This window comes from Streptomyces sp. BE303 (assembly GCF_036290945.1).
In the GTDB taxonomy this organism is placed as follows: Bacteria; Actinomycetota; Actinomycetes; order Streptomycetales; family Streptomycetaceae; genus Kitasatospora.
Genome location: NZ_JAQYWZ010000814.1, coordinates 105,166 through 132,131, shown reverse-complemented (window position 1 = coordinate 132,131; position 26,966 = coordinate 105,166). Strand labels below are relative to the sequence as shown.

The following is a 26,966-nucleotide window of genomic DNA, read 5'->3' as shown; positions in this document are numbered from 1 at the left end:
GGGAAACTCGCCGCATGGCAGAGATCGAGATCGACGGCGCACCCGCCGACCCCGCGCAGCTCGCGGCGCTGGGCCTGCTCAACTACGGGCACTTCACCACGCTGCGCGCCGAGGCGGGCCGCACCCGCGGGCTGACGCTCCACCTGGACCGGCTGGTCCGCGACTGCCGCACGGTGTTCGGGGCCTCCCTGGACCGGGAGCTGGTCCGCGACCGGATCCGGCACGTCCTCCCGGCCGACGGCGCGCCGGTGATCGTCCGGGTCACCGTGTTCGACCCGGCGCTCGGCCTCGAACGCCCGGCCGCGCCGGCCGAACCCCGGCTGCTGGTCACCACCCGCCCGGCGCCGGCCGGCCCGCCCGGCCCGCTGCGGGTCCGCACCGCCGTGTACCGGCGCGAGTTGCCGGGAGTGAAGCACGTCGGCCTGTTCGGGCTGCTCCATCACCGCAGGCTGGCCCAACTGGCCGGTTTCGACGATGCGCTGCTGGTCGACGAGGACGGTCGGATCACCGAGGGCGCCACCTGGAACCTCGCCCTCCACGACGGCCGTGACCTGGTCCGACCGGACGCCGCCGCCCTGCCCGGCGTCACCGAGGCACTGCTGGCCGGCGCGTACGGCGGCCCGCAGCGGCGCGAGCCCGTCGCACCGTCCGGGCTGGACCGCTTCGTCGCCGCCGTCGCCGTCAACGCGGGCGTCGGGGTCCGCCCGGTCGCGGCGATCGACGGCACCCGGTTCGACCCGGCCCACCCCGCCGTCGCCGAACTCCGCGCCGCGTACGAGGGCATCGACGGCGAGCGGATCTGACGAGGAGGCCCGAGGGGGAGGACCCGAGGAGAGAGCCCGGGGAGGAGATCCGCCCGAGAGGCCGGACGGCGAGCCCGACGGCGAGCCCGACGGAGAGTCCCGGGCGTGCGACCGGCGCCCTGGCGCGACCGCGCCCGCACGCGGGCCGTCGTCCGGCGGCGGCGGGGAGGGCTGGCGCCACCCGGAGAGCGCGCCGGGGGATAACCCCACCCCCCGTCCGCCAGCGGCCTCCATGGTCCGCCGCGCCGCGTCTTCCTAGCCTGGAACACGTCGACGACCAGCGACGATCCCCGAAGGAAGGCCCACCATGGCACCCCGCCGCACCCGCCCCCAGCCCGAGCCGTACGGGCGTTCCGACGCCCACGCCGCGATCGAGCTGCGCGGCGTGCGGCGCAGCTACGGCCGGGGCGGCGAGACCGTGCACGCCCTGCGCGGCGTCGACCTCGCCCTCGGCCGCGGTACCTTCACCGCGGTCATGGGCCCGTCCGGCTCGGGCAAGAGCACGTTCCTGCAGTGCGCGGCCGGCCTGGACCGCCCGACCGCCGGCGAGGTCTACCTGGGCGGCGAGGAGATCACCCGGCTGAGCGAGAACCGGCTCACCAAGCTGCGCCGCAGCCGGATCGGCTTCGTCTTCCAGTCCTTCAACCTGCTGCCCTCGCTGACCGTGCTGCAGAACGTCCTGCTCCCGCAGCGCCTCGCCGGTGAGCGCCAGGACCGTTCCCGGGCCGAGGAGTTGCTCGCCCGGGTCGGTCTCGGTGACCACGCCGGGCGCCGGCCGGGGCAGCTCTCCGGCGGTCAGCAGCAGCGGGTGGCGATCGCCCGCGCACTGATCACCGACCCGGACGTGCTCTTCGCGGACGAGCCGACCGGCGCACTGGACACCAGGACCGCGCACGAGGTGCTGGGCCTGCTCCGCGGCGCGGTGGACTCGATGGGTGCCACCGTCGTGATGGTCACCCACGACCCGGTGGCCGCCTCGGTCGCCGACCGGGTGCTCTTCCTGGCCGACGGCGCGCTCGCCGACGAGCTGTACCGGCCGGACCCGCGGACGATCGCCGACCGGATGGTCACGCTGGCCGCGCGCCCGGTGGGGGTGGCGGCATGACCAACGGACTCGCCCGCGCCTCGGTGCGGTTCCGCCCCGCCTCCTTCGTCGGCACTTTCGTCGCGCTGCTGTTCGGCGCGGCCGTCGTGATGGCCTGCGGCACGCTGCTGCAGACCGGCCTCACCGCCTCCGTGCCGGTCGGCCGGTACGCGAGCGCGCCGGTGGTCGTGGCCGCCGACCCGACCGTCACGATCACCTACAAGAGCGCCGAGGACACCGAGACCGAGAGCCAGTCGGTGCCCGAGCGGGCCCGTCTGGACGCGGGGCTGGCGGCCCGGATCGCCGCCCAGCCGGGCGTGGCCGCCGCCCGCCCCGACACCGCCTTCCCGGTGCAGGGCGCCGCCGGCACCCCGCTGGCGGGATCGCCGCTGACCGGCCGGGGCTTCGCCTCGCTCGGCATCACCGGCCCCGCCGACAAGCTGGTCGAGGGCCGCGCCCCCGGCGCCGGCGAGGTCGTCCTGGACGCCGACACGGCGCGCGCCGCCAAGCTGGCGCCCGGGACCACCGTGACGCTCACCGCGCCCGGCGGCAGCGGCAGTTACCGGATCTCCGGCCTCGCCGCCCCGCAGCAGTTCGGCGTCGCGGCGGCCGGGACGCCCACCGCCTGGTTCGCGGACCAGCCGGCCGACCGCCTCTCCGGCCACCCCGGCCGGGTCGACGCCATCGCCGTGCAGCCCCGCGAGGGTGTCGACGCCAAGGCGCTCGCCGCGCAGGTCGAGCAGGCCGTGGGCGACCGGGCGGAGGTGCTGACCGGGGACGACCGCGGCACCGTCGAGCAGCCCGTGCTCGCCGAGGCGCGCACCATGCTGACCGCCCTGGGCGGCTCCTTCGGCGGCACCGCCACCATGACCGCCGTCTTCGTGGTCGTCTCCACCGTCGCCCTGGCCACCGGCCAGCGCGCCCGCGAGTTCGCCCTGCTGCGCGCCATCGGCGCCACCCCGCGGCAGATCCGCCGCACCATCGCCACCGAGGCGATGCTGGTCGCCCCCCTCGCCGGTGCGCTCGGCATCCTGCCCGGACTGGCCCTGGCCCGCTGGTGGTTCGACGAGATGGTGGAGCGCGGCGCCGTCCCGGACTCGGTGGAACTGTCGGTCGGCCCGGTGCCGATGCTGGCAGCCGTCGGCGTCTGCACGCTCGCCGCGCTGGGGGCCGGCTTCGTCGCCGCCCGCGGCCCGGCCCGGATGCGCGCCGGCCAGGCGCTCGGTGCGGCAGCCGTCGAAGCCGGCCGTCCGGGCAAGGTGCGCACCGTGATCGGCCTGCTCTTCGCCGCGGGTGGCGTGTCGCTGGCCGGCCTCGCCTCGGCCCTGAAGGGTTCCGACGCCGCCAACACCGCGCTCGGCGTGGTGATGTGCTTCCTGACCGCCGTCGCGCTGCTCGGCCCCTGGGTGGCCCGGGGCGCGGCCGGGGTGCTCGGTGCCCCGCTGCGGGCCGGCGGCGCGCCAGGCTCGCTGGCCGCCGACAACACGCGGGCCAACGCCCGCCGGCTGGCCTCCGCGATCACGCCGATCGCCATGGTCACCGCCTTCTGCGGCACCCTGCTCTTCCTGCAGACCACGATCAGCCACGAGACCGGTGAGCAGGTGCGCAGCGGCATCACCGCCGACCACGTGCTCGCGTCGACGGGCCCGGGCCTGCCCGCCGGCACCGCCGAGCAGGCGGCGAAGGTGCCCGGTGTGGAGGCGGCGGTCGGCGTCCTGCGCACCGGTGTCCTCTACCGCAGCGGGCAGACGGTGCAGACCGCCAACGCGCTGGGTGTCGCCGGTGACCCGGCCCGGCTCCCCCGGGTGCTCGACCTCGGCGTGCACGAGGGCTCGCTGGCCGAGCTCGGCCGCTCGACGGACACCGTCGCGCTCTCCCGGACCATGGCCGACGACCTCGGTGTCAAGGTCGGTGACCGGGTCCCGCTCTGGCTCGGTGACGGTACGGAGGCGAAGCCGCTGCTGGTCGCCACCTACGAGCGCGGGCTCGGCTTCGGGCAGGCGCTGCTGCCCCGGGCGGCCGTCGCGGAGCACGTGACCGCCGGCTACGACAGCCAGGTGCTGGTCACGGACGCGCCGGACGCCGACCGGGCCGCGGTCGCGAAGCAGCTGGCCGGGGTGGGCGGCGGGACGGCTCTGCTCGTCACCGACCGGGCCGGGTTCGTCGCCCAGGCCGACAAGGCGCAGGAGCTCGGCGCCTGGGCGAACACCGTGATGGCGGGGGTGCTGGGCGGGTTCGCGGCGGTCACGGCCGCCAACACCCTGGTGATGACGGTGCTGGACCGGCGCCGCGAGATCGCGCTGCTGCGGTTGGCGGGGACCACCCGGCGGCAGGTGCGCGGCATGATGCGCTGGGAGGCGCTGCTGGTCGCCGCGACCGGCCTGGTGGTCGGCGGTGCGATCGCCTGGACCACCCTGGTGCCGGTCACCCGGGGCATCGCCGGCGCGGCGCCGCACGTCCCGGTCGGGACGGCGCTGCCGCTGGGGGGCGCGGCGGTGCTGCTCTGCCTCGCCGCGACCGCCCTGCCGGCCCGGGCCCTGCTGCGGACCCGTCCGGTGGCGATGGGCGGCGGCCGGCAGTAGGGACGGCGAGGAGGGGACCGGTCCGGTCCCAGCAGGCCGGGTGGGAAAGGCCGGGCGGGAAAGGCCGTCCCGGGGGAGGTCGTCCCGGGGGAGGGAACGGCCTGGGGAAGGACCGGAGCTCCGGCTCCGCAGGGGGCGTGAACGGGCGGTGCGCGCGGGTCTGGCGCACCGCCCGTTCGGGTGACAAAGCCGCGCCGAACAGGCGCCAGAGAGTGGTAGAAGGCCGGAAGGCCCTTGATCCACAACGATCGTGATGTCTGATCAGCTACGCTCACGGCCGCGTCCGTCCGGTGCCGCACGCCCGGGGACGCCGTCCCGTCCACCCCCGCGCCGAGCCGGTCCGGCACGCCCGGTGTGCCCGCTGCCGGGCCCCGGCGCGCCCCGGCAGAGAGAAGGCCGACCGATGAGCAGTCCTCCCGCGGCCCGCACGCCCCGCCCGCCCCGTCCGTCGCTGCGCCTGCGGCCCCGCCTGCCGCCGCGTCTGCCGCTGCTGGTGCTGCGGGCCACCGCCACCGCGCTCGCCGTCCTGGCCGTGGTCCAGACGATGCTGGCCGCCAGCTTCCTGAACGGCCACTACGACTCGCTCAAGGCCCACGAACTGGCCGCCATGGCCCTGGACACCCTGGTGCTCGTCCAGCTGGTGGCCGCCGCGTTGGTCGGCCTGGTCGCCCGTCGCGGCCCGGGCGGCACGCGCGGACCGTTCCGGCCGCTCGGCACCGCGGCGCTGCTGGCGGTCGCGGCAGGCGCCCAGACGGCCTTCGGATACGACCGGGCGGTCGGGCTGCACGTGACCCTGGGCGTCCTGCTGGTCAGCGCCCTGCTGTTCGCCCTGGTCGGCGCCTGGCGTCTGCCGCTGCCCGCGAGCGGCGGCGCCCCCGCCGCCCCGCAGGGCGCCGCCGCCGGACGGCTGCCCCGTCCGAGCGGCTCGATGGAGGTGGCGCAGTGAGGCGCCGCCGGTTCCTCGGCGTCGGCGCGGCCGTGATCGGCGCGGGCGCGGTCGGGGCCTTCGCCGTGCCGCCGGCCGCCCGGCTGCTGGCCGAGGCGCGGCCGGGACGCCTGCTGACCAGCGAGGTCCCACTGCCGGAGCCGTTCCGGGTGCCGCTGCCGGTGCCGCCCGTCCTCGCTCCGGTCCGCTCCGACGCGACCACGGACCACTACGAGATCGTCCAGCGGGTCGCCGGCCTGGAGATCCTGCCCGGCCTGCGCACCGAAGCCTGGACGTACGGCGGGTCCTTCCCCGGCCCGACCATGGTCGCGCGGGCGGGCCGCGAGGTCGTGGTCCGCCACCGCAACGAGCTGCCGGTGCCCTCGGTGGTCCACCTGCACGGCGGCCACACCCCGGCGGACAGCGACGGCTACCCCGTCGACCTGCTGCTCCCGGCCGGATCGTCGGCCGACCACGCGGCGCACGCGATGGCGGGGATGGCCGGGATGGCGGGGATGGCCGGGACGTCCGGGACAGGAACCGTGGGCCGGACCGTCGTCGGTGAGCGCAGCTACACGTACCCGGGCCACCAGCGTGCCGCCACCCTCTGGTACCACGACCACCGGATGGGCTTCACCGGCCCCGGCATCTGGCGCGGCCTGGCCGGCTTCCACCTGATCGGCGACGAGGAGGAGGACGCCCTGCCGCTGCCGCGCGGCGAACGCGACCTCCCGCTCATGCTCGCCGACCGCGCCTTCGCCTCCGACGGCTCGTTCCGCTACCCCTCCGTCGACCCCGGGCTGACCGTTCCGGGCGTCACCGACGACTACATGAACGGCGTGCTCGGCGACGTCATCCTGGTCAACGGCGCGCCCTGGCCACGCGTCGAGGTGGACCGCGCCCACTACCGGCTGCGCCTGCTCAACGCCTCCAACACCCGGATCTACCGCCTGGAACTCGACCCGCAGCCCGCCGACGGCGGCGCGCTGGTCCAGATCGGCGGCGACGGAGGACTGTTGGAGACACCGATCCGGCACGACGCCGTCGAGATCGCCCCCGCCGAGCGGTTCGACGTCGTGGTCGACTTCTCCCGCTACCCGCCCGGCGCGTCCGTCCGCCTGACGAACCGCTTCGGCAGCGAGCGGACCGGCGAGGTCCTCCGCTTCGACGTCACCTCCCGCCCGGTGACCGACGACGCGACCGTCCCCGAACGCCTCTGCACCCTCGAACGGCTCGACCCCGGCGCCGCCGTCACCACCCGCACCTTCGGCTTCCGCCGCAGTCGCAACGACGGCTGGACGATCAACAACCGGCCGTACGAGCCGGGCCGCGTGCTGGCGGCCCCGGCGCTCGGCACCACCGAGATCTGGAGGTTCTTCAGCGACGTCCACCACCCCGTCCACCTGCACCTGGACCAGTTCCAGGTGCTCTCCCGCAACGGTGGTGACCCGGGCCCGTACGACGCGGGCTGGAAGGACACCGTGGACCTGCGGCCGTCGGAGGGGGTGGAGGTGCTGGTGCGGTTCACCGACTACCCGGGGACGTACATGCTGCACTGCCACAACCTGGAGCACGAGGACATGGCGATGATGGCGGACTTCGTCGTGGAGTGAGCGGGGACGGTGCGCGGCTCCGTCCGCTCGCGCACCTTTCACCCGTTCGGCGGAGCGTCGGCGGGGGATTCGCGCGCCCACCCACCTCGTGGCAGCCCCCGCCCGCGCCCCGACATGCCGCCCCGCGGCGCGTGGCCTAGCGTCGCGAGGGAGGGGGGTCCCGGCCGTGGAGGGGCTCCGGGCCGCACAGCGAGGAGCCGCGCATGACCAGTCCCGCCGAACGCCGCCGGCGCGGCCGGGCCGCCCGCAGCCGGGTCTCCCGCTCCGCCCACGGCCGCTGGATCCCCGCCGCCGACCGCCCGGACCCGATCCGCCTGCTGGAACACCAGGCCGAGGACCGGCTCGCGGACCTCCGCCCGATCCGCTACGGACGGATGGCCGAATCCGCGTTCGCCTTCCTGCGGGGCTCCGCCGCCGTCATGACCGCCGACCTCGCCGCCGTCCCCGACACCGGCCTCACCGTCCAACTGTGCGGCGACGCCCACCTGCTGAACTTCGGCGTGTACGCCTCGCCGGAACGCGCCCTGCTCTTCGACGTCAACGACTTCGACGAGACCTACCCCGGCCCCTTCGAGTGGGACGTCAAACGGCTCGCCGCCAGCGTCGCGGTCGCCGCCCGCGACAACGGCCACGACGACGACCGCGCCCACCGCGCCGCGCTCGCCGCCGCGGACGGTTACGCGGTCGCCATGCGGCGCCTCGCCGAGATGGGCGAACTCGAGGTCTGGTACGCCCGGATCGACACCGCCGACCTGCCGGCGACGGTCCGCGGGGGCGGTCGCCGCCGACAGGTCGAGGCCAACCTCGACCGCGCCCGCCGCCGCACCAGCCTGCAGGTCTTCGGCAAGCTCACCGAGCGGGGTGAGGACGGCCGCCGTCGCATCATCAGCGACCCGCCGCTGATCGAACCGGTGCCGCGCGACGAGCTGCGCAGGGTCGGCAAGATCTTCAGCGACTACCGCGCCACCCTCGCCGAGGACCGCCGGGTCCTGCTCGACCGCTTCCAACTGGTCGACGTCGCCCGCAAGGTGGTCGGCGTCGGCAGTGTCGGCACCCGCTGCTTCATCCTCCTCCTGGAGGGCCGGGACGAGCGCGACCCCCTCTTCCTCCAGATCAAGGAGGCCGGGCGGTCCGTGCTGGAGGACTACCTGCCGGAGACGCCGACCGAGGGCCGTCACCTCACCGAGGCGCCGGTCGTCCACGGCGGCCGGCGCGTCGTCACCGGCCAGCACCTGATGCAGGCCGCCAGCGACATCTTCCTCGGCTGGACCACCGGCCCCGGGGGCCGCCACTTCTACGGACGCCAGCTGCGCGACATGAAGGGGGCCGCCGCCGTCGCCGACATGGCGCCCGCGGACCTGCGCGCCTACGCCGACCTCTGCGGCCGGACCCTGGCCCGCGCCCACGCCCGCTCCGGCGACCGTCTCGCCGTCGCCGGCTACCTGGGCAGCGCCGACACCTTCTCCGAGGCCGTGGCCGACTTCGCCGTCCAGTACGCGGACCGGACCGTCGTCGACCACGCGGCGTTGCTGGCCGCGATCGACGCGCACGCGGTGGCGGCACGGCGGGGTATCTGAGGCCGCCCCGACCTGCCCGGGACCGAACCCGGCCCGGGTCCGGCCCCGCCCGGGGGCCGGAGCCGCCCCCGTGGACAAATGGCTCCCGTGGACTTCCCCCGGACCCTGCGCGAGCGCCGCACCCACCGCCGTCTCAGCCAGCTCGAACTCGCCACCCGCGCCGGGACCACCCGGCGCCACCTCAGCTTCATCGAGTCCGGCCGCTCGGCGCCCGGGCGCGGCATGGTGGTCCGGCTCGCCGAGTCCCTGGACCTGCCGCTGCGCGAGCGCAACGAACTGCTGCTGTCCGCCGGTTACGCCCCCGTCTACGCCGAGCACCCGCTCGACGGTCCCGAGCCGGCGCCGGTCCGGACCGCCCTCGGTCACCTCCTCGACGGCCATCTCCCGTACCCCGCCCTGGTGGTGGACCGCTCCGGTGACGTCGTCGCGGCCGACGCCGCCCTCGGGCTGCTGACCGAGGGGGTGGCCGCCGAGTTGGTCGGCCCCGGCACCAACGCCTACCGGCTGGCCCTGCACCCGGACGGCCTGGCCCCGCGGATCCTCAACTTCGGCGCCTGGGCCCGGCACATCCTCGAACGGACCACCCACCTGGGCGCGCTCCACGCCGAACTGCTCGGCTACGTCGGGGCGCCGGAGGCGGCGCCGTCCGACCGGCCGTCCGACCGGCCGTCCGACCGGCCGTCCGACCGGCCGTCCGACCGGCCGTCCGACCGGCCGTCCGGCCTGCCCTCGTCTCCCTGCTCCTGCTCGGTGTCGCAGGGGTGACCTTCGGGAGAGGTCCTTCAGGTGCTACCTCTGGTTTCTTGGGTCTGACCAGGATGCCCGCCGTCGCGTCTTGATCGACATCCTGGAAAGCAGTCTTCGCGGCCTCCGAAGGCTCGAAGAGGTGAATTCGGAAAAGGTGACGGATGCCGCGGGGCCCTTCGGCGTTCGGGGGTGTGGCGGGTCAGGCGGGGGTGAGGAGGTGGAGGGCGGCGGGGGTGACGGTGACGGTGACGGGGAGGGGGGCCATGAACTCGCCGTCGGCGTAGGCGGTGATGGCGGGGGAGTCGATGCGGACCGACGTGGTGCGGTGGGTGGTGACCTCGCGGCGTCGGACGTGGGTGCCCTTGAAGAGGGTGGGGAAGAAGCGGGCGATGCGGTGGCGGGGCATCGCGTCGACGAGGGTGAGGTCGAGGAGGCCGTCGGTGGGGTCGGCGGTCGGGCAGATGAGCATCCCGCCGCCGTAGCTGCTGGTGTTGCCGACGGCGGCGAGCGTGAGGTCGCGGGTGATCTCGGTGCCGTCGGCGAGGGTGAGGTGGAAGGGCAGCGGGCGGAGGTTGGCGAACTCGACGGCGATGGCGAGGTTGTAGCGCATCCGGCCGCGGGGCCAGCGGAGCCGGTTGGTGCGGTCGCTGACCAGGGAGTCGAAGCCGCTGGCGAGGACGGAGCCGAACCGGCGGGTGCTGCCGTCGGCCGCCGTGACGAGGCCGAGGTCGACGGTGCGGGTGTGGCCGGCGGCGACGACGTCGGCGGCGGCCTCCGGGGCGTTGCGGGGGAGGCCGTAGGCGCGGGCGTGGTCGTTGCCGGTGCCGGCGGGGACGACCCCGAGGGGGACGGACGTGCCGGCGGCGGCCTGCAGGCCGAGGTTGACCATGCCGTCGCCGCCGACGACGACCAGGGCGTCGCAGGACCCGGAGCCGACGGCGGCGCGGGCGAGTTCGAGGGACTCGGCGGCGGAGGTGCCCGCTCGCGCGTCCACGGCGATGCCGAGGTCGCGCAGGCGGGCGGTGGCGCGGCGGGCCGCCGGCTCGGCGTGGCCGGCGGCTGCCGCGGGGTTGGTGAGGAGAACGACGCGGGCGATGGTTCTCCGGCCGCTCACGGGATCAGCTTGCCCGGGTTGAGGATGCCCGCCGGGTCCAGCTCGGCCTTGACGGCGCGCAGGATGCGCACGCCCAGCTCGCCGATCTCGTCGGTCATCCAGGGGCGGTGGTCGGCGCCGACCGCGTGGTGGTGGGTGATCGTGCCGCCGGCCGTCAGGATGGCGTCGCAGGCGGCGCGCTTCGCACCGGCCCACCGCTCCAACGGGTCGTCGCCGAGGGCGGCGACGACCGTGAAGTAGAGCGAGGCGCCGGTCGGGTAGACGTGCGAGATGTGGCAGAGCACGAGCGAGCCGGGGAGGGCCTCGGTGAGGGCGGTGGTGACGGCCAGACGGAGTTCGGGGAGGTTCCGCCAGCTGGTGGCGGTTTCGAGGGTCTCGCAGAGCGCGCCCGCGCGGAGCAGGGAGTCCCGCAGGTAGGGGGCGTTGAACCGGCCGTGTTCCCAGGCCCGGGCGGGTGCCTCGCCGAGCGGGGTGCCGCCGACGGCGAGCAGGACGGCGCGGGTCTCCGCGTGGCGGGTGGCGGCCTGTTCGGCGGTGCCCTCGAAGACGGTGACGGCCAGGCAGCCGGTGACCGCGGGTTCGCCGCCGATCCTCTCGGTCATCGCGAGGTTGACCATGGTCTCGGCCTCGTCGGAGAGCCGGATGACGGTCGGGCCGGTGCCCTGCTGCTCGACGGCGCGCAGCGCGGCCGAGCCGGTGGCGAAGTCGGGGAAGGACCAGGCCTCGTACGCCTTGGCGGCGGGCGCGGGGTGGACGCGGACCCGGACGGCGGTGATCACGCCGAGGGTGCCCTCCGAGCCGAGGAACAGTTCGCGCAGGTCGGGTCCGGCGGCGGAGGCGGGGGCGCGCCCGAGGTCGAGGGTGCCGGCCGGGGTGACGACGCGCAGGCCGCGCACCATCTCGTCGAACCGGCCGTGGCCGGCCGAGTCCTGGCCGGAGGAGCGGGTGGCCGCGAAGCCGCCGATGGTGGCGAAGCGGAAGCTCTGCGGGTAGTGGCCGAGTTCGAGGCCGTGCGCGGCGAGCAGCGCCTCCGCCGCCGGGCCGGTGAGGCCCGCGCCGAGGACGGCCTCGCCGGAGGTCTCGTCGAGGTCGAGCAGCCGGTCGAGGCGGCACAGGTCGAGCGACACGACGGCCGCGAGGCCGCCGCGCTCCGGGTCCAGCCCGCCGACCACGCTGGTGCCGCCGCCGAAGGGCACGACGGCGATGCGGCGTTCGGCGCACAGCGCGAGCAGGGCGGCGATCTCGTCCTCCCCTCCGGGCAGGACGACGGCGTCGGGCGCGTCCTGCGGTGCGCGGCTGCGGCGGCGCAGCAGGTCGGGGGTGGACTTGCCGCCGGCCCGGGGGAGGCGGTCGGCGTCGGCGGCGCTGACGTGCGCTTCGCCGACGACGGCGGCGAGGGCCGCGAGGTCGTCCGGGGACAGGGCGGACGGCCGCAGCACGACGTCCGGGGCGTCCGGGCCCGGCTCGGCGTCGCCGGTGACGCCGAGGGCGGCGGCGAGCAGGCCCTTGACGTCGGCGGACAGCTCCTTGGCGAGGGCCGGGTCGCCCCAGGCGTCCCACTTCATCGGGGGGAGCGGCAGCGCGGCGTCGGCCGGTTCCGCTTGCTTCTCGGCGGTCATGCGTTACAGTTTTACACATCATGTCAAGTAGTAACGCGGACCTCGACCGGTCGTCCGAGCCTCGCGGCACCGACGACGCCATCCTTGACGCCGCCGCCGATCTGGTCATCCAACTCGGCGTACGCCGGACCCAGTTGGCCGAGATCGCGCGCCGTGCCGGGGTCAGTCGGCCGACCGTCTACCGGCGCTGGCCGGACGTCCGGGCGGTGATCGGTGCGCTACTCACCCGCGAGATCGCGGCCACCCAGGAGGCCGTCCGGCTCGCCGGGGTGGACCGGGCCGCGTTCGTCGACGGCGTCGTCGAGGTCGCCGTCCGCCTGCGCGACCATCCGGTGCTCGGCGCGCTGCTGCGTTCCGCCGACTCCGACACGCTCTTCGAGTACGTGGTCGAACGCCTCGGGACCAGCCAGCGAGGGCTCCTCGAAGCACTCCGCGCCGGCATCGCGCAGGGGCAGGAGCACGGCTCGATCCGGGCCGGTGATCCGGTCGAGCTCGCCGCGATGGTGCTGCTGATCGCCCAGTCCACCGTCCAGTCGCACCGTATGGTGGCCCAGTTGCTGTCCGAGGACGCGTGGCGGCGTGAACTGGCCCGCGCCCTGGACGGGTACCTCGCGCCGTGAACGACCGCCGGGGACCGGTGAACGCCCGCGCCGGGCGGGCCGTCCGTCTGCGGGTGACCGCCCGTCCATGCCCGGTCGGCCGCCGTCGGCAGCCGGTGAACCGCCGCAACGCCACCCGCCACGGAGGCCGCAGATGACCACCACCGCCGGACCCTACGCCGGGACGACCCGACTCACCGCCCGTCGCCGGGAGTTGGAGCTCGACGCGCTCGCCGCCGACCCCGTCGTCGACGTCCTGGTGATCGGCGGAGGCATCACCGGCGTCGGTGTCGCCCTCGACGCGGCGGCGCGCGGGCTCTGCACCGTGCTCGTCGAGTCCCGCGACCTCGCGTTCGGGACCAGCCGGTGGAGTTCCAAGCTCGTCCACGGCGGCCTGCGCTACCTCGCCTCCGGGCGGATCGGCGTGGCGCGGGAGAGCGCCCGCGAACGCGGTGTGCTGATGGCCCGTACCGCCCCTCACCTGGTCCGTTCGCTGCCCCAACTCGTGCCGCTGCTGGACGGGTTGTTCCGCCCGGGGCAGGCCGCGCTGGTCCGGGCCGGCTTCCTCGCGGGCGACGCCCTGCGGCTTGGCGCCGGCACCTCGGGCACCCTGCTGCCCCGGGTCCGCCGGGTGGACGCCGCCCGCGCCCGTGACCTGGTGCCCGGGCTGCGGGCAGCCGGTCTGAACGGCGGCCTCGTCGCGCACGACGGGCAACTCGTCGACGACGCCCGGCTGGTGGTCGCCCTCGCCCGTACCGCGGCGCAGTACGGGGTCTCGGTGCTCACCCGCGTCCGCGCCGACGAGGTCACCGGAGGCGGCGCCCGGCTCACCGACGGACTCACCGGCCAGTCGTTCACCCTCACCGCCCGCGCCGTCGTCAACGCCACGGGAGTCTGGGCCGGCGAGGTGGATCCGTCGATCCGGCTGCGGCCCAGCCGGGGCACCCACCTGATGGTCGACGCCGCGGCCCTCGGCCGGCCGACCGCCGCGCTCACCGTCCCCGTGCCCGGGTCGACCAGCCGGTTCGTCTTCGCGCTGCCGCAGCAGCTCGGCCGGGTCGCGATCGGCCTGACCGACGAGGACGCGCCCGGCCCGATCCCGGACGAGCCCCGGCCCACCGACGCGGAGCTGGACTTCCTCCTCGACACCGTGAACTCCGCCCTGGAGACGGCCCTGACCAGGGCCGACGTGCGCGGCGCCTACGCCGGGCTGCGGCCGCTGCTCGACACCGGCGACGGCGCCACCGCGGACATCTCCCGGCAGCACGCGGTGCTGGAGTCGCCCAACGGCGTGATCACGGTGGTCGGCGGAAAGCTCACCACCTACCGCCGGATGGCCGAGGACGCCGTCGACACCGCGGTCCGCCTGCGCGAGCTGACCGCCCGCGACTGCTGGACCACCCGCCTGCCGCTGGTCGGTGCGCCCGGCCACCGCGACAGCCGGCCCTGCCCCGAGGGCGAGGTGCCGGCCTCCCTGGTCGCCCGCCACGGCGGCGCGGCGCGCGAGGTGCTCGTGGCGGGGGAAGCGCTGGGTGCCGGTTACGCGGCGCCGGTCGCGGGCGGCATCGACGTCAGCCGGGCCGAGATCGTGTACGCGGTGACGCACGAGGGCGCGCTGGACGTCGAGGACGTGCTGCACCGCCGGACCCGGATCGGCCTGGTCCCGGCGGACGCGGAGCGGGCCGGGGCGGCCGTCGAGGAGATCATCGCCAAGGTCCGCTGAGCGCCGAGTGCCGAGCCTTGCGGCAGGCGGCAGGCGGCAGGCGGCCGGGTCGCCAGACGGTCACTGCCCGGTGCGCTCCGCCATCGGGTGCACCGCGCCGTGCACGTCCAGCGCGCACGCGAGGGGGCGCTCGGGGTCACCGGTCCGCTTGAGCTCGACGGCGAGCGGCAGCGGAGGCTCCTCGGGCAGCTGGGCGGCCAGCGTGAGCGGGTAGACGCCGTGCCCGTGGACGCGGTGGAAGGCGACCTCCTTGCCGTCCACCAGCACCTCGGTCTCGGTGATCCAGCCGGACCGGACGTTCACCGTGACGGAGTGCCCGGCCCGGTCGAGATGGAAGCTGTGCCGCTGGCGCATGAAGACCTCCGGGGGACCGCCGAGCCCCCCGCGCGACCACGCCAGTCTACGTCCGGCCCCCCGGCCCGGCCGGGCGAGCGCGAGCGCTGCGGGAGTGGTGGGCCGCCCCCGTTCCCGCCCGGAATCGGGAACGGGATCGGGAACGGGGCCTCGGGAACGGGCCCCCGGGGAAGGGGGACGACGCGGCGCCCTGGCCGCGCCTCAGACGAGGCGGCCGCCGCCGTCGACGTGCAGGACCGTGCCGGTGACGAAGGGGCTGGTCATCGCGAAGTGGACGGCGCGGACCAGGTCCTCGGTGGTGCCGGTCCGGCGTGCGGGGTTGCGGTCGGCGACGGAACGCAGGAAGTCGGTCTTGTCGGCGCCCATCCGGTCCCAGGCGCCGGTGTCGACGATGCCGGGGGAGACGGCGTTGACGCGGACCGGGGCGATCTCCACGGCCAGGGCCTGAACGAGGAAGGCGAGGGCGCCGTTGGTGGTGGCCATCACGGTGCGGGCGGGCGCGGGGCGCCAGGCGGCGACGCCGGAGAAGAAGGTGAAGGAGGCGCCGTCGGGGGTGTCGGTGGCGGCCTGGCCGGCGAGGTGCTTGGCGAGCAGCAGCGGGCCGTACACCTTGGCGGCGAACGCGCGGTGCACGTCGGCGAGTTCGAGTTCGGCGAGCGGGCCGTTGGCGGGCATGGCGGCGGTGGAGACCAGGTGGTCGAAGCGGCCGGTGGCGGCGGCGAGGGCGGCGATCGAGTCCTCGTCGGCGAGGTCGACCGGGACGACCTTCGTGGGGCCGGTCAGTTCGCCGGCGGTCCACTCCAGCTTGCGGGGGTCGGGGCCGGCGAGGACGAGTTCGGCGCCGGCGGCGGAGGCGGTGTGGGCGAGGGCGCGGCCGGTGTGGGAGCCGGCGCCGACGACGACGACGCGGCGGCCGGCGAGGGGGAGGGTTGCGGAGGAGGTCATGTCCGCAACCCTCCGCCGAGCAGGGGTGATACGTCCAAGGCTTGTTTTCTGGGAAAGCCATAAACTGCCTGCATGGCCACTCTCCGACAGTTCGAGTACCTGGTGACCGTCGTCGACACCGGTTCCTTCACGCGCGCGGCCGAGCTGCTGCACGTCACTCAGCCGGCGCTCTCGCACCAGGTGCGGGCGCTGGAGAAGGCGGTGGGCGGCGCGCTGCTGGAGCGCCTGCCGCGCGCGGTGCGGCTGACGCCGATGGGGCGGGCGGTGCTGCCGCACGCCCGGGCGGCGCTCGCGGATGCCGAGCGGCTGCGGGCGGCGGCCCGCTCGGCGGCCGGACTCGACGGCGGTGAGCTGGAGTTGGCGACGGTGTACTCGGTGAGCCTGGGCATCCTGCCGCCGGTGCTGCGGGCCTGGCGGCGCGCGCACCCGGGGGTGCGGATCCGGCTGCGCGAGTACGCGCACAACGAGGAGCTGCGGGCGGCGATGGCGGCGGGGCAGGCGGACGTCGCGGTGGGGACGCAGCCGGCCGACTGGGAGGGGCCGATCAGGGAACTGGGGGTGGAGGAGTTCGTCCTGGCGCTGCCGCCGGAGGACGCGGAGCCGGAGGGATGCCGGCGCGTTCCGCTGGCCGAGCTGGCGGAGCGGGACTGGGTGCACTACGCCCCCGGGAACGGGCTCGCGGACCTGCTGGACGCGGCCTGCGCGGAGGCCGGGTTCCGGCCCCGGGTGGCGGTGCGGACCGAGCAGACGGCGGCGGCCCCGCTGCTCGCGGCGGCCGGTCTGGGAGTGGCGCTGGTGCCGGCGAACATCGTGCCACCGGGGTTCGACGGGCTGGTCCGCCGGCCGGAGCCGCCGGTCCGGCGGGCGCTGGTGGCGTACACCCGGACCAGGCCGGACCCGTTGACGGCGGCCTTCGTCGACCTGCTGGCCCGGCAGGCGTGCCTGCTTCCGCCGCAGGTGGCGGCGCTGCTGGCGGAGGGGGGCTGAGGCGGCGGGCCGCGAAGGGGCGGGGCTCGGCCGGGGAGCGTGCCGGGGGCGGGCGGGGTGGTCGGCCGTGTGCCGGCCGGGGATGGCCAGGGATGGCCGTATTCGGTCGCACGGATTCTCGTGATCTCTACAGTGTTGTAGATTCTTTTCCAGGGAGAGCAGTAGCGCAACCGAGGAGGGCACTGTGGGAGTTTCGCTGGCCAAGGGCGGCAACGTCTCGCTGACCAAGGAGGCGCCGGGCCTCACCGCCGTCATCGTCGGACTCGGCTGGGACGTGCGGACGACCACCGGCGCCGACTACGACCTGGACGCGAGCGCGCTGCTCTGCAACGCGGTCGGCAAGGTGCTCTCGGACGGGCACTTCGTCTTCTTCAACAACCTGCGCAGCCCGGACGGTTCGGTCGAGCACAGCGGTGACAACCTGACCGGTGGCGGTGACGGCGACGACGAGCAGATCAAGGTCGACCTGGCCACCGTGCCGGCCGAGGTGGCCAAGGTGGTGTTCCCGGTGTCGATCTACGACGCGGACGCCCGGCACCAGAGCTTCGGCCAGGTCCGCAACGCGTTCATCCGGGTCGTCAACCAGGCCAACGGCCAGGAGATCGCCCGCTACGACCTCACCGAGGACGCCTCGACCGAGACGGCGATGGTCTTCGGCGAGCTCTACCGCAGCGGCGCCGAGTGGAAGTTCCGCGCGATCGGCCAGGGCTACGCCTCCGGCCTGCGCGGCATCGCGACCGACTACGGCGTGAACGTCTGACGGGTCGAACCGTCCGGCACTGAAGGGGAGTTCGACGGCCGGTCGAGGGACAGGCCGCCGAACCCGCCCGTACCGGCGAGCTGTTCGCGCCACCACTCGGCCATTCCGGCCTCGTCGATGGTCCTCCAGTCCGGTGCGCCGGTGACCTGGGCCCGTCCGAGCCGGCGGCCGAGGTCGACCAACGCCCGCCCCACCGCGCCGCGTTCGCGGTCGTAACCGGGCAGCAGATCGTCCCAGCCGTCCGCCGACCGCCAGGCGTCCTCGAAGGCGCAGGCGTCCTGGAGGGCCTTGGCCGCGCCGCTGGTGTTGTGCGGGCGGACCAGGGTGGCGGCGTCCCCGGCGAGCAGCAGGCGTCCGGCGGTGCGGCGCGGGGTCGCGAGGTCGTGGATCGGCTGGAGCAGGATCCGCTCGACCGGGGTCAGGTTGACCACCCCGGCCCAGTACGGCGGGAGGTGCCGGTCGGCGAGGTCGGCCAGTTCGTCGAGGCGGACGGGGTCGAGCGAGCCGGCCGGGATGCCGTTGGGGTCGGCCGACGTGTGGGCCGGGACGCCGGCCCCGGTGCCGCCGGTCGGGTGCAGCCAGGCGGGTGCGGGGGCGTAGAAGACCCAGTTGACCAGGGTGGTGCCGGGCGCCAGGCCGGGAATGCGGTAGAGCACGACCTGGCCGCCGGAATAGCAGGCGGTGATCACCTCGTGCCCGGGCCAGCGCGCGCCCCCGCCGGGCAGCCGGTCGAGGAGGCGGGCGTCGAAGCTGCCGCGCCAGCAGACGTAGCCGGCGTACTCGGGCCGGGCGTCCGGGCAGACGGCGCCCCGGACCACCGAACGGTGGCCGTCGGCGCCGACCACCAGGTCGTACGGGTCGCGCCCGCCGGAGGTCGCCACCCAGGCCCGCGGGCCGTCGTCGGGGCCGCCCCCGCCGACCGCCGTGACGGTCGTCCCGGTGCGGAACTCCACGGCGTCCGGGGCGCGTTCGCGCAGTCCCTGCCAGAGCACGCCCCAGTGGAACGCGTGCATGGCCATCGGCTGGACCCAGAGCACCCGCCCGCGCGGGCCGTGCGTGCCGGAGGGGTCGGCGGCCACCCAGTGCCGTTCGGTGAGCGGGTGGTGGCGGATGCCGTCGTCGAGGTGGCCGGCCCGGACCAGTTCGGCGTAGCGGTCCAGGACCACGCACAGGCCCACGCCCCGGTCCTCCAGGCGCCCGGGGCTGCGTTCCAGCACGGTGACCTGCTCCGCCCCGCCGCGGGCCGCGGCCCGGGCGAACGCGCACCCCGCGATGCTGCCGCCGACCACGGCGACCGATCCACCCCGCACGGCCGTGCCCCCTCTCCGGGGCCTCGGCCGGCCCCGCCCGTCTCCCGACGACCATACGCCGTGGACTGACGATCCGTCAGCAAAGGGGCGGGTGGAGTGCCGTGGCGGCCGGGCCGCCCCGGGGGCGGCGCCGCGGGTGGCGCCGCATGGGGGGTTCGGCGGGGCCGGGGGAGGGGTCCGGCGGGAGTTCGGCCGCACCCTCTTGTGCAACTAGTTGCATATAGGCATCCCCTCCCCTACCGTGTGGTAACAACGAGCCGCCGCCTCGACGAAGCCCTGGGAGACCCCCGATGACCGCCACCCCGCCGCCGCCCTACCCGCACCTGCTGCGCCCGCTCGACCTCGGCTTCACGACCCTCCCCAACCGCGTCGTCATGGGGTCCATGCACGTGGGCCTGGAGGAGGCCCCCGACGGCCCCGAGCGGCTGGCCGCCTTCTACGCCGAACGCGCCCGCGGCGGCGTCGGCCTCATCGTCACCGGTGGCATCGCCCCCAACGAGGCAGGGCGCCCCTGGGGCGGCGGCGCCATGCTCACCACCGAGGAGGAGGCCGACCGCCACCGCGTCGTCACCGACGCCGTGCACGCCGCCGGCGGCCGGATCGCCCTCCAGATCCTGCACTTCGGCCGCTACGCCTACCACCCCGACCTCGTGGCCCCCAGCGCCGTCCAGGCGCCGATCAGCCCGTTCCCGCCGCGCGCCCTCACCGCCGACGAGGTCGAGCGGACCATCGAGGACTTCGCCCGCTGCGCCGCCCTCGCCCGGCGAGCCGGCTACGACGGCGTCGAGATCATGGGCTCCGAGGGCTACCTGATCAACGAGTTCATCGCCGCCGCCACCAACCACCGCGAGGACGAGTGGGGCGGCCCGTACGAGAACCGGATGCGGTTCCCGGTCGAGATCGTCCGCCGCGTCCGCGAGCGGGTCGGCCCCGACTTCATCCTGATCTACCGGCTCTCCATGCTCGACCTCGTCCCCGGCGGTTCCACCCTCCCCGAGGTGGTGCAGCTCGCCCGGGCCGTCGAGGAGGCCGGTGCCACCATCATCAACACCGGCATCGGCTGGCACGAGGCGCGCATCCCCACCATCGCCACCTCCGTGCCGCGCGGCGCCTTCGCCTGGGTGACCCGGAAGGTGATGGGCTCGGTCGGCATCCCGCTGGTCACCTCCAACCGCATCAACACCCCCGAACTCGCCGAGCAGTTGCTCGCCGACGGTTACGCCGACCTGGTCTCCCTCGCCCGCCCGCTGCTCGCCGACGCCGACTTCGTCGCCAAGGCCCGCGACGGCCGCGCCGACGCCGTCAACACCTGCATCGGCTGCAACCAGGCCTGCCTCGACCACACCTTCAGCGGGAAGACCACCTCCTGCCTGGTCAACCCGCGCGCCTGCCACGAGACCGAGCTGGTCCTCGCCCCCACCAGGACGCGCAAGCGCATCGGCGTCGTCGGCGCCGGACCGGCCGGCCTCGCGTTCGCCGTCTCCGCGGCCGAACGCGGCCACGCCGTCACCCTGTTCGACGCCGCCGACACCGTCGGCGGCCAGCTCGACATCGCCCGGCGCATCCCGGGGAAGGAGGAGTTCGACGAGACCATCCGCTACTACCGCACCCGCCTCGCCGAACTCGGCGTCGAGCAGCGGCTCGGGGCCCTCGTGGCGGCGCCGGAACTCGCCGCCGAGGACTTCGACGAGGTCGTCCTCGCCACCGGCGTCACCCCGCGCGTCCCCGCCGACCTCCCCGGCATCGACCACCCCAGCGTCCTCGGCTACCTCGACGTGCTGCGCGACGGCGCGCCCGTCGGCGAGCGCGTCGCCGTCGTCGGGGCGGGCGGCATCGGCTTCGACGTCGCCGAGTACCTCACCGACCAGGGCGACGAGGCAAGCCTCGACGCGTCCGTCTACCAGCGCAAGTGGGGCATCGACCCGGAGTACCGCGAGCGCGGCGGCCTCGCCCGGCCCGAGCGGCCGACGCCCCCGCGCCGCGTCCACCTGCTCCAGCGCCGGACCGGCAAGGTCGGTGCCGGCCTCGGAAAGACCACCGGCTGGATCCACCGGGCCGAACTCAAGCACCGCGGCGTCACGATGGTCGCCGGCGCCCGCTACGACCTGATCGACGACTCCGGGCTCCACGTCACCCTCGACGGCGAACCGCAGCTGCTGCCCGTCGACACCGTCGTCCTCTGCACCGGCCAGGAACCGCGCCGCGACCTGGACGCCGCCCTGCGCGCCCTCGGCATCACCCCGCACCTGATCGGCGGCGCCGACGAGGCCGCCGAACTCGACGCCAAGCGGGCGATCAAGCAGGGCACCGAGCTGGCCGCCGCGCTCTGACCGCCGCTCCGAGGGGCGCGGGCGGAATCCCCGCGACCCCTAGGATCGACCCATGTCGCTGCCGCACGCCATCCTGACCGCCCTGCTGGAGAAACCGTCCTCGGGGCTGGAGCTGACCCGGCGGTTCGACAAGTCGATCGGCTTCTTCTGGTCCGCCACCCACCAGCAGATCTACCGTGAGCTGGGCAGGCTGGAGACCTCCGGGCTGATCCGGGCGCTCCCGCAGACCGGGCCGGTGCGCGGGCAGAAGAAGGAGTACGAGGTCCTGCCCGAGGGCCGTGCCGAACTCGCACGGTGGACGGCCGCAGGGGACGACCCCAAGACGGTCCGGGAACCGCTGCTGCTGCGGCTGCGTGCCGCCGCGGTGGTCGGCACGGCCGGCCTGGACGCCGAACTCCACCGGCACCTCGCCCTGCACCGGGCGCAGCTGGCCGACTACCGGGCGATCGAACGGCGCGACTTCCCGCCGGGGGAGGGCGACGCCGCGAACCCGTTGCAGCACGCGGTGCTGCGGGCCGGCATCGGGCTGGAGGCCTTCTGGGCGCAGTGGCTCACCGAGACCCTCGCCACGCTGCCGTCCGACCGGACCGACGGCGGCCCGCCGGGCGGTCCGGCGCGTGGTCCGGCGCGTGGTCCCGCGGAAGGCGCCGCCGAGGCCCTCGGCCCGTCCTGACCTGCGGATCCACCCGTCGGACGGGCGGGGTCCCGGACGCGGTGGGAGACTGGACGCCTGTCCCTGCCCGAACTCCCGACCGGGGGCCGCATGTCTCTCCCCAGGCCTCTTCTCGCCCTCACCGTCGCGGCAGCCGGTCTCACCGTGTTCACCCTCGGCACCACCGGGCTCGCCGCAGGATCGCCGTCCGCTCGGCCCGCGCCGGCCGTGACGCTCGCGACAGCCGCCGGGGCCACGGTCGCCGCCGCTCCGGCCGCCGCCGCACAGCTGCCCACCGACGACCGGCTCAGGGCCGCGCTGCTCACCGCCGACGAACTGGGACCGGACTTCACCGAACTCCCGGTCGGCGCGAGCCCCTCGCCCGAGAGCGACGCCTCCCCGGTGGCCGGCTGCGACGCGCTGCGCGCGCTGCTGAACCGCGAGACCGCCCGAGGGCCCTCCGGACGCCCGCACCAGGGCGTCGAGTTCGACGGGCCGGCCGGCAACCCGATGATCACCGAATCGCTCACCGCCGAGGAGCCGGACCGCCTCACCACCGACTTCGCCGCCGTCACCGCCGCGTTCGCCGACTGCCGCAGCATCACCTTCACCGACGACACCGGCGCCCCCGTGGTCTTCACCGTGACCCCGGTCGCCCTCGGGGACCGGCCGGGCGCCCCCGCCGTCCGCCTCGACGGCGAACTGGCGGGCATCCCGCTCAACGGCTACCTCGGCCTCGAACGCCTCGGCGACGTCGCGCTCTCCTACGGATTCTTCCAGCGCGACTCCGTCTCCCCCCAACTCGCGTCCCTCTACTACCGCGCCGCCGTCGCCAAGGCCGAACGTCACCTCGGCGCGCCGGCGGGGTCCACGACGGCCCCGACGGCCCCGGGCGTTCCCACCACCCCGACGGCTGCTCCGGGCGTTCCGTCCGCGGCGGTCTGACGGGCCGCCGCCGGTCCCGTCCGGCCCGGTCGCCACAGCCCGAGCCGGCCTCCGATCCGGCCTCCGATCCGGAGGCCGACCCGACGGCCCGCGCCGAACTCTGGTGCGGGCCGGCCGGCGGAGCCACAATGCGGGCATGCGGAAACGGCTCCTGGCCGGTCTGGCAGGTCCGGCCCTGGTTGTTGCGGCGGCCACGGCGTCGGGATGCGGTGGACCCGACGCGTCACCCGGGAACGCGTCACCGGGGACGGCCGCCCCGTCGACCACGCCGACGGCGCCTTCGCCGTCGTTCGACCCCTTGGAGGACTGCGTCCTGAGCATCGCGCCCTGGCTGCGCACGTACCTCGACGGCGGTACGGACCTCGGTGACTACCAGGAGATGGGCCTCTCCAGCGCCCAGGGCGGCGCGCTGCGCGAACTCCAGCGGCAGGCCGCCGCCCTCGGGGCGCAGGGGCCGCTGCCGCCCGACTGGGCCGACCGGGAGGTCCGCAGGGCGTGCGCCGCGATCGTCGCGGCCAGGGCCACCATGACCGCGAAGCCGACGGGCTGGCCCTGACCGCGCCGGGTCGGCGGCGCACCGGCCCGTGGCGACGGGCCCGTCGCCACGGGCGGGGAGGGGCGCGGCGCCGGGCGGCACCGGGCCTCGTCCGGCGGAGAACCACCCGGTGAGCAGGGGGTTTACCCCCGGACAGGTTCGGAGGACGGCCCCAGCGCGGCCCGCCCCCGTCCCGAGCCATGATCATTCCACCGCCCAGTGGAACACCGAACTGAGGAATGATCAGGATGACTGCGCACATGACGGCGATCGGACGACGCGGGCTGCTCGCTGCGACGGCAGCGCTCGCGGCCACCGCCCTGCTGGCCCCGGTGGCCTCCGCCGTGCCCGCCGGTCCCGCGCCGGCCGCATCCGGCGCCACGGCGGTCGACGGACGGCAGGCCGCCGCGATCCGTGCGCTGGAGAGCGCCGCGCAGCCCCTGCGGTCGACGGAACCCGGTGGCCGCAGCACCGACCTCCGGGCGCTCGGTGCGATGGTCGGCGACGCCGCCGTGGTGGGGCTGGGCGAGGCCACCCACGGCTCGCACCAGTTCTTCGCCATGAAGGAACGCGTCTTCCGCTACCTCGTCGAGGAGAAGGGCTTCACCACCTTCGCCCTGGAGATGAGCTGGTCGGCCGGTCTTCGGATCGACGAGTACCTCCAGGGAGGCCCCGGCGACGCCCGGCAGACGGCCAAGGAGGCGCTGGCCGGATCCCCCTGGGAGCGTGAGGAGTTCGTCAGCCTCATCAGCTGGATGCGGCGGCACAACGACCGGCACCCGGACCGCAGGGTCCACTTCATGGGCAACGACGTCGGAGCGCCGAGGCTCGGTGACCAGGTCTTCGACCGGGTCACCTCCTACGTCCGCACGGCCCGCCCCCAGGACCTCGCGCAGGTCGAGGCGCTGTACGCGGGCCTGCGCCCCCTCGACGACGTGTTCGCCTACCTGGGCAGGCCCCTCGCCGAACGGCGCCACAACGCGGCCGTCGCCCAGCAGGCGTTCGACCTGGTCACCGCGGGCAAGGGCGCCGGCGGCGAGGCCTACGAGTGGGCCGAGCAGCACGCCCGCAACATCCTCCAGACCTTCGTCTTCACCTCCCTGGACCTGGCCGACCCCGAGTCGGTGTCCGTCGCGGAGCACTACCGCGACCGGGCGATGGCCGACAACACCGCCTGGTGGAACCGCCGCACCGGCGACAGGATGCTGCTGTCGGCGCACAACGGCCACGTGGGCTACCTGTCCACCGACCCCGTGATGTACCCGACGACGCAGGGTGTCTACCTGCGCAACGCGCTCGGGCGGGGCTACGCCGCCATCGGCTTCACCTTCAACCAGGGGTCCTTCCTCACGGCGACCACCCTCGGCAGTCCCTGGAACGCCGTGACCGTCCCGGCAGCCACCCCCGACATGCAGGAGTACACCCTCGACCGGGTCCGCCACCGCGACTACTACGTCGACCTGCGCACGCTGTCGGCCGCCGGCCGCGACTGGCTCGACACCCCCCGCCCCGTCCACGACGCCGGATCGAGCTTCACGCAGCCGGCCCCCAGCCTCGCCGTCAACCAGGCGTACGACATCCTGATCCACCTCCACCAGGTCCACGAGGCCACCAAGCTCTGACCCTCGCCGCACCGGCCCGCCGTCGGCCCGGCCCGCCGCCGCACCGGCCCGGGGCCGAGCCGGCGGCGGGTCAGCCGCGCGGCGCGAGGTGCAGGCCCGGGCCGGCCGTGCCCGGCTCCTCCACGCCCGGCAGCAGCCGCATGTCCCGCCCGTAGTCGCCGCCGTCGAGGCGCCGGAAGGGCACCGGCTCATCGGTGAACAGCCCGTCCAGCCGGCGCCCGTACTCCCGCGCCAGCTCCGCGAACCGCTCCGACGACACGTCCACCGACCCGTACACGGCGAACGGTTCGAGCGCCGCGATGCCGGTGAACCAGAGCACCCCGTGCTGCACGGGGAACAGCAGGTCCGTCAGCGGGCCGTGCGCGCCCCGGTCGGAGAACGCCGACTCCCGGGCCCCGGCCGTCACGGCCAGCAGGCCCCGGCGCCCGCCGAGCGCGCCCTCGCTGTACGGCGGCGGAACGGCCGGCCCGTGCGCGAACTCGAAGGTGAACACCCGGTCGATCCAGCCCTTGAGGATCGCGGGCACCGAGAACCACCACAGCGGGAACTGCAGCACCACGGCGTCGGCCCGGCGCAGCTTCTCCTGCTCGGCGGCGATGTCCGCCGAGAGCCGCCCCGCGTGGGTGGCCTCGCCCTGGGCGGCCAGGACCTCCAGCCGCTCGTCCGCCGGCAGGTCCGGGAAGTCGTCGCCGTCCAAGGACGCGTGCCACTTTATCGCGTAGAGGTCGGACACCTCCACGCGGTGCCCGGCGGCCCGCAGGTGGTCGGCCGCGAACGCGGACAGCGCGGAGGTGAGCGAACGGGGCTCGGGGTGCGCGGTGACCAGGAGGACGGTCTTCTGCCGGGTGGGGTCGGGCTGTTGCCGCGATGCGTGGTCGGTCATGGCACCACCCTCGCGCCGGTCGCGAGGCGCAGCCAGCACCCTGCGATTCCGGAGGACCGCCGGTCCTGGTACTGCGAGGGCCACCCATACTGGATCGCATGGACACCAGCACGGGCAGGAGCTCCGACAGCAGGACCGGCAGCAGCACCGGCGGGGACGGCGCCGCCACCGCGGCCACCCCGCCGGACGGGGTCGGCGACCCCGGCCGGGCGCTCGGAGCGTTCCTGCGCGCCCGCCGGGGCCGGGTGGCCCCCGAACTGGTCGGCCTCGCCGGGGGCGGGCGCCGACGGGTGCAGGGGCTGCGCCGGGAGGAGCTGGCCCAGCTGGCCGGGATCAGCGTGGACTACTACGTCCGGTTGGAGCAGGGACGTTCCACCCAGCCGTCCCCCGAGGTGCTCGACGCGCTCGCCCGCACCCTCGGGCTGGACGAGGCGGAGCGCCGTCACCTCGACACGCTCGCCTCCGCCCGGCGGGTGCCGGTGCCCAGGCCCCGGGTCAGTCCGCTGCTGCGCCGGATGCTGGACGCGCTGGGCGCGGACCTTCCCGCCTTCGTGACCGACCACCGCCTCGACGTCGTCGCGTGGAACGGACTCGGCTCCGAACTCGTCGGCGGTGTGGGCGAGGTGCCTCGCCGTGACCGGAACCAGGCCCGCTTCCTCTTCCTCGACCCGGCCTCCCGCACCGTCCATCCCGACTGGGCGGACCGAGCGGCGGAGGCCGTCGGCCAGCTGCGGGTGGCGGCCGGCACCTGGCCGGGCGATGCCGAGCTGGTCGCCCTGATCCGCGAACTCTCCTCGCAGAGCCGGGAGTTCCGACAAGTCTGGGAATCCGGCGAGGTGGTGATGTGCGCGGCGGGCCGCAAGCGCCTCCACCACGCCCTGACCGGCGTGCTCACACTGGACTTCGAGCCCCTGAACGTCCCGGCCGCCCCCGGCCAGACCGGCCTGGTACTGCACGTGTTCAGCGCGGGGGAGGACCGGGTGACCGCCGCCGCCCTGACCCGGCTCGCGACGGCGGCGCCGGTCGCGACGGCCGGGCCGGGGACGAGGGACTGACGAACCCGCCCCGCCCCGCCCCGGCCCGGTCCGCCCCCGCCCCGAGCTGCGCCCTGCCGTGTCCAGGCCCCGGATGAGGGGCGGAGGCACTGTTTTCGGCCGGAATCGATGATCGGTGGGCGAGGTTCCGGCCGTGGTTCGTGTCCGCACCCTCGGAACGGTCCGTGGTCTCGGATGCTGGACGGAGTGCCCCGCCCCGATC

23 protein-coding genes are annotated in these 26,966 nt (G+C 75.4%); 17 read left to right on the top strand and 6 right to left on the bottom strand.

The window, feature by feature from the left end; genetic code table 11:
- Positions 1-14: 14 nt before the first annotated feature.
- The 7 genes from PUR56_RS27685 (at position 15) to PUR56_RS27655 (ending at position 9,349) form a co-directional block, all read left to right on the top strand.
- Entirely contained in the window at positions 15-803 is a 789-nt protein-coding gene (locus PUR56_RS27685) for an aminotransferase class IV (protein ID WP_329950916.1), read from the top strand.
- Between the two features lie 307 nt (positions 804-1,110).
- Positions 1,111-1,908 carry an ABC transporter ATP-binding protein gene (locus tag PUR56_RS27680; protein ID WP_329950915.1) on the top strand — a complete coding sequence of 266 codons (798 nt, stop codon included), beginning with the start codon at positions 1,111-1,113 and terminating at the stop codon, positions 1,906-1,908.
- Positions 1,905-4,469: an FtsX-like permease family protein gene (locus PUR56_RS27675; RefSeq protein WP_329950914.1), complete on the top strand. Its 2,565-nt coding sequence runs from the start codon at positions 1,905-1,907 to the stop codon at positions 4,467-4,469. The genes PUR56_RS27680 and PUR56_RS27675 overlap by 4 nt, the downstream gene beginning before the upstream one ends.
- Positions 4,470-4,872: 403 nt before the next feature.
- Complete coding sequence (locus tag PUR56_RS27670; RefSeq protein WP_329950913.1) at positions 4,873-5,415, top strand: hypothetical protein; 543 nt, start codon at positions 4,873-4,875, stop codon at positions 5,413-5,415.
- Positions 5,412-7,007 carry a multicopper oxidase family protein gene (locus PUR56_RS27665; protein WP_329950912.1) on the top strand — a complete coding sequence of 532 codons (1,596 nt, stop codon included), beginning with the start codon at positions 5,412-5,414 and terminating at the stop codon, positions 7,005-7,007. Before PUR56_RS27670 ends, PUR56_RS27665 begins: the two co-directional genes overlap by 4 nt.
- A 203-nt stretch (positions 7,008-7,210) precedes the next feature.
- On the top strand, positions 7,211-8,584 hold the full coding sequence (locus tag PUR56_RS27660) for a DUF2252 domain-containing protein (RefSeq protein WP_329950911.1): 1,374 nt from the start codon (positions 7,211-7,213) through the stop codon (positions 8,582-8,584).
- 87 nt (positions 8,585-8,671) lie between these two features.
- Positions 8,672-9,349, top strand: coding sequence for an MmyB family transcriptional regulator (locus PUR56_RS27655; RefSeq protein WP_329950972.1), 678 nt, complete (start codon positions 8,672-8,674; stop codon positions 9,347-9,349).
- Positions 9,350-9,530: 181 nt separating this feature from the next.
- Here PUR56_RS27655 and PUR56_RS27650 read toward each other — a convergent pair whose 3' ends face one another.
- Positions 9,531-10,445: a diacylglycerol kinase gene (locus tag PUR56_RS27650; RefSeq protein WP_329950910.1), complete on the bottom strand. Its 915-nt coding sequence runs from the start codon at positions 10,443-10,445 to the stop codon at positions 9,531-9,533.
- Complete coding sequence (locus PUR56_RS27645) at positions 10,442-12,064, bottom strand: FAD-binding oxidoreductase (protein WP_443034579.1); 1,623 nt, start codon at positions 12,062-12,064, stop codon at positions 10,442-10,444. The genes PUR56_RS27650 and PUR56_RS27645 overlap by 4 nt, the downstream gene beginning before the upstream one ends.
- A 20-nt stretch (positions 12,065-12,084) precedes the next feature.
- On the opposite strand from PUR56_RS27645, the gene PUR56_RS27640 reads away from it, so the two are divergent.
- Positions 12,085-12,684 (top strand): TetR/AcrR family transcriptional regulator, encoded by a 600-nt coding sequence (locus tag PUR56_RS27640; protein WP_329950909.1) that lies wholly within the window; start codon positions 12,085-12,087, stop codon positions 12,682-12,684.
- Positions 12,685-12,817: 133 nt separating this feature from the next.
- Positions 12,818-14,386 carry a glycerol-3-phosphate dehydrogenase/oxidase gene (locus PUR56_RS27635; protein ID WP_329950908.1) on the top strand — a complete coding sequence of 523 codons (1,569 nt, stop codon included), beginning with the start codon at positions 12,818-12,820 and terminating at the stop codon, positions 14,384-14,386.
- A 60-nt stretch (positions 14,387-14,446) separates the two neighbouring features.
- Here the strand turns inward: PUR56_RS27635 and PUR56_RS27630 are convergent, their stop codons facing one another.
- Positions 14,447-14,740 carry a hypothetical protein gene (locus tag PUR56_RS27630; protein WP_329950907.1) on the bottom strand — a complete coding sequence of 98 codons (294 nt, stop codon included), beginning with the start codon at positions 14,738-14,740 and terminating at the stop codon, positions 14,447-14,449.
- A 201-nt stretch (positions 14,741-14,941) separates the two neighbouring features.
- Positions 14,942-15,685 carry an SDR family oxidoreductase gene (locus tag PUR56_RS27625; protein WP_329950906.1) on the bottom strand — a complete coding sequence of 248 codons (744 nt, stop codon included), beginning with the start codon at positions 15,683-15,685 and terminating at the stop codon, positions 14,942-14,944.
- 72 nt (positions 15,686-15,757) lie between these two features.
- On the opposite strand from PUR56_RS27625, the gene PUR56_RS27620 reads away from it, so the two are divergent.
- Entirely contained in the window at positions 15,758-16,672 is a 915-nt protein-coding gene (locus PUR56_RS27620; RefSeq protein WP_329878348.1) for a LysR family transcriptional regulator, read from the top strand.
- 184 nt (positions 16,673-16,856) lie between these two features.
- Positions 16,857-17,432: a TerD family protein gene (locus PUR56_RS27615; protein WP_329878346.1), complete on the top strand. Its 576-nt coding sequence runs from the start codon at positions 16,857-16,859 to the stop codon at positions 17,430-17,432.
- Here PUR56_RS27615 and PUR56_RS27610 read toward each other — a convergent pair.
- Positions 17,414-18,742: an FAD-dependent monooxygenase gene (locus PUR56_RS27610; RefSeq protein ID WP_329950905.1), complete on the bottom strand. Its 1,329-nt coding sequence runs from the start codon at positions 18,740-18,742 to the stop codon at positions 17,414-17,416. The genes PUR56_RS27615 and PUR56_RS27610 overlap by 19 nt on opposite strands.
- Before the next feature lie 290 nt (positions 18,743-19,032).
- Here PUR56_RS27610 and PUR56_RS27605 point away from each other — a divergent pair, with 290 nt between their 5' ends.
- From PUR56_RS27605 to PUR56_RS27585, 5 genes are all read left to right on the top strand, one after another.
- Positions 19,033-21,072, top strand: coding sequence for an NADPH-dependent 2,4-dienoyl-CoA reductase (locus PUR56_RS27605; RefSeq protein WP_329950904.1), 2,040 nt, complete (start codon positions 19,033-19,035; stop codon positions 21,070-21,072).
- 52 nt (positions 21,073-21,124) lie between these two features.
- The gene (locus PUR56_RS27600; RefSeq protein ID WP_329950903.1) at positions 21,125-21,745 is read left to right on the top strand and encodes a PadR family transcriptional regulator; all 621 of its coding nucleotides are present in this window, start codon (positions 21,125-21,127) and stop codon (positions 21,743-21,745) included.
- A gap of 90 nt (positions 21,746-21,835) precedes the next feature.
- Entirely contained in the window at positions 21,836-22,669 is an 834-nt protein-coding gene (locus tag PUR56_RS27595; protein ID WP_329950902.1) for a hypothetical protein, read from the top strand.
- Between the two features lie 136 nt (positions 22,670-22,805).
- Complete coding sequence (locus PUR56_RS27590; protein WP_329878336.1) at positions 22,806-23,225, top strand: hypothetical protein; 420 nt, start codon at positions 22,806-22,808, stop codon at positions 23,223-23,225.
- A 227-nt stretch (positions 23,226-23,452) separates the two neighbouring features.
- Complete coding sequence (locus tag PUR56_RS27585) at positions 23,453-24,826, top strand: erythromycin esterase family protein (protein WP_329950901.1); 1,374 nt, start codon at positions 23,453-23,455, stop codon at positions 24,824-24,826.
- Between the two features lie 70 nt (positions 24,827-24,896).
- Here the strand turns inward: PUR56_RS27585 and PUR56_RS27580 are convergent, their stop codons facing one another.
- On the bottom strand, positions 24,897-25,709 hold the full coding sequence (locus PUR56_RS27580) for an NAD(P)H-dependent oxidoreductase (protein ID WP_329950900.1): 813 nt from the start codon (positions 25,707-25,709) through the stop codon (positions 24,897-24,899).
- 98 nt (positions 25,710-25,807) lie between these two features.
- On the opposite strand from PUR56_RS27580, the gene PUR56_RS27575 reads away from it, so the two are divergent.
- Positions 25,808-26,764: a helix-turn-helix transcriptional regulator gene (locus PUR56_RS27575; protein ID WP_329950899.1), complete on the top strand. Its 957-nt coding sequence runs from the start codon at positions 25,808-25,810 to the stop codon at positions 26,762-26,764.
- The last annotated feature ends 202 nt before the right edge of the window (positions 26,765-26,966 follow it).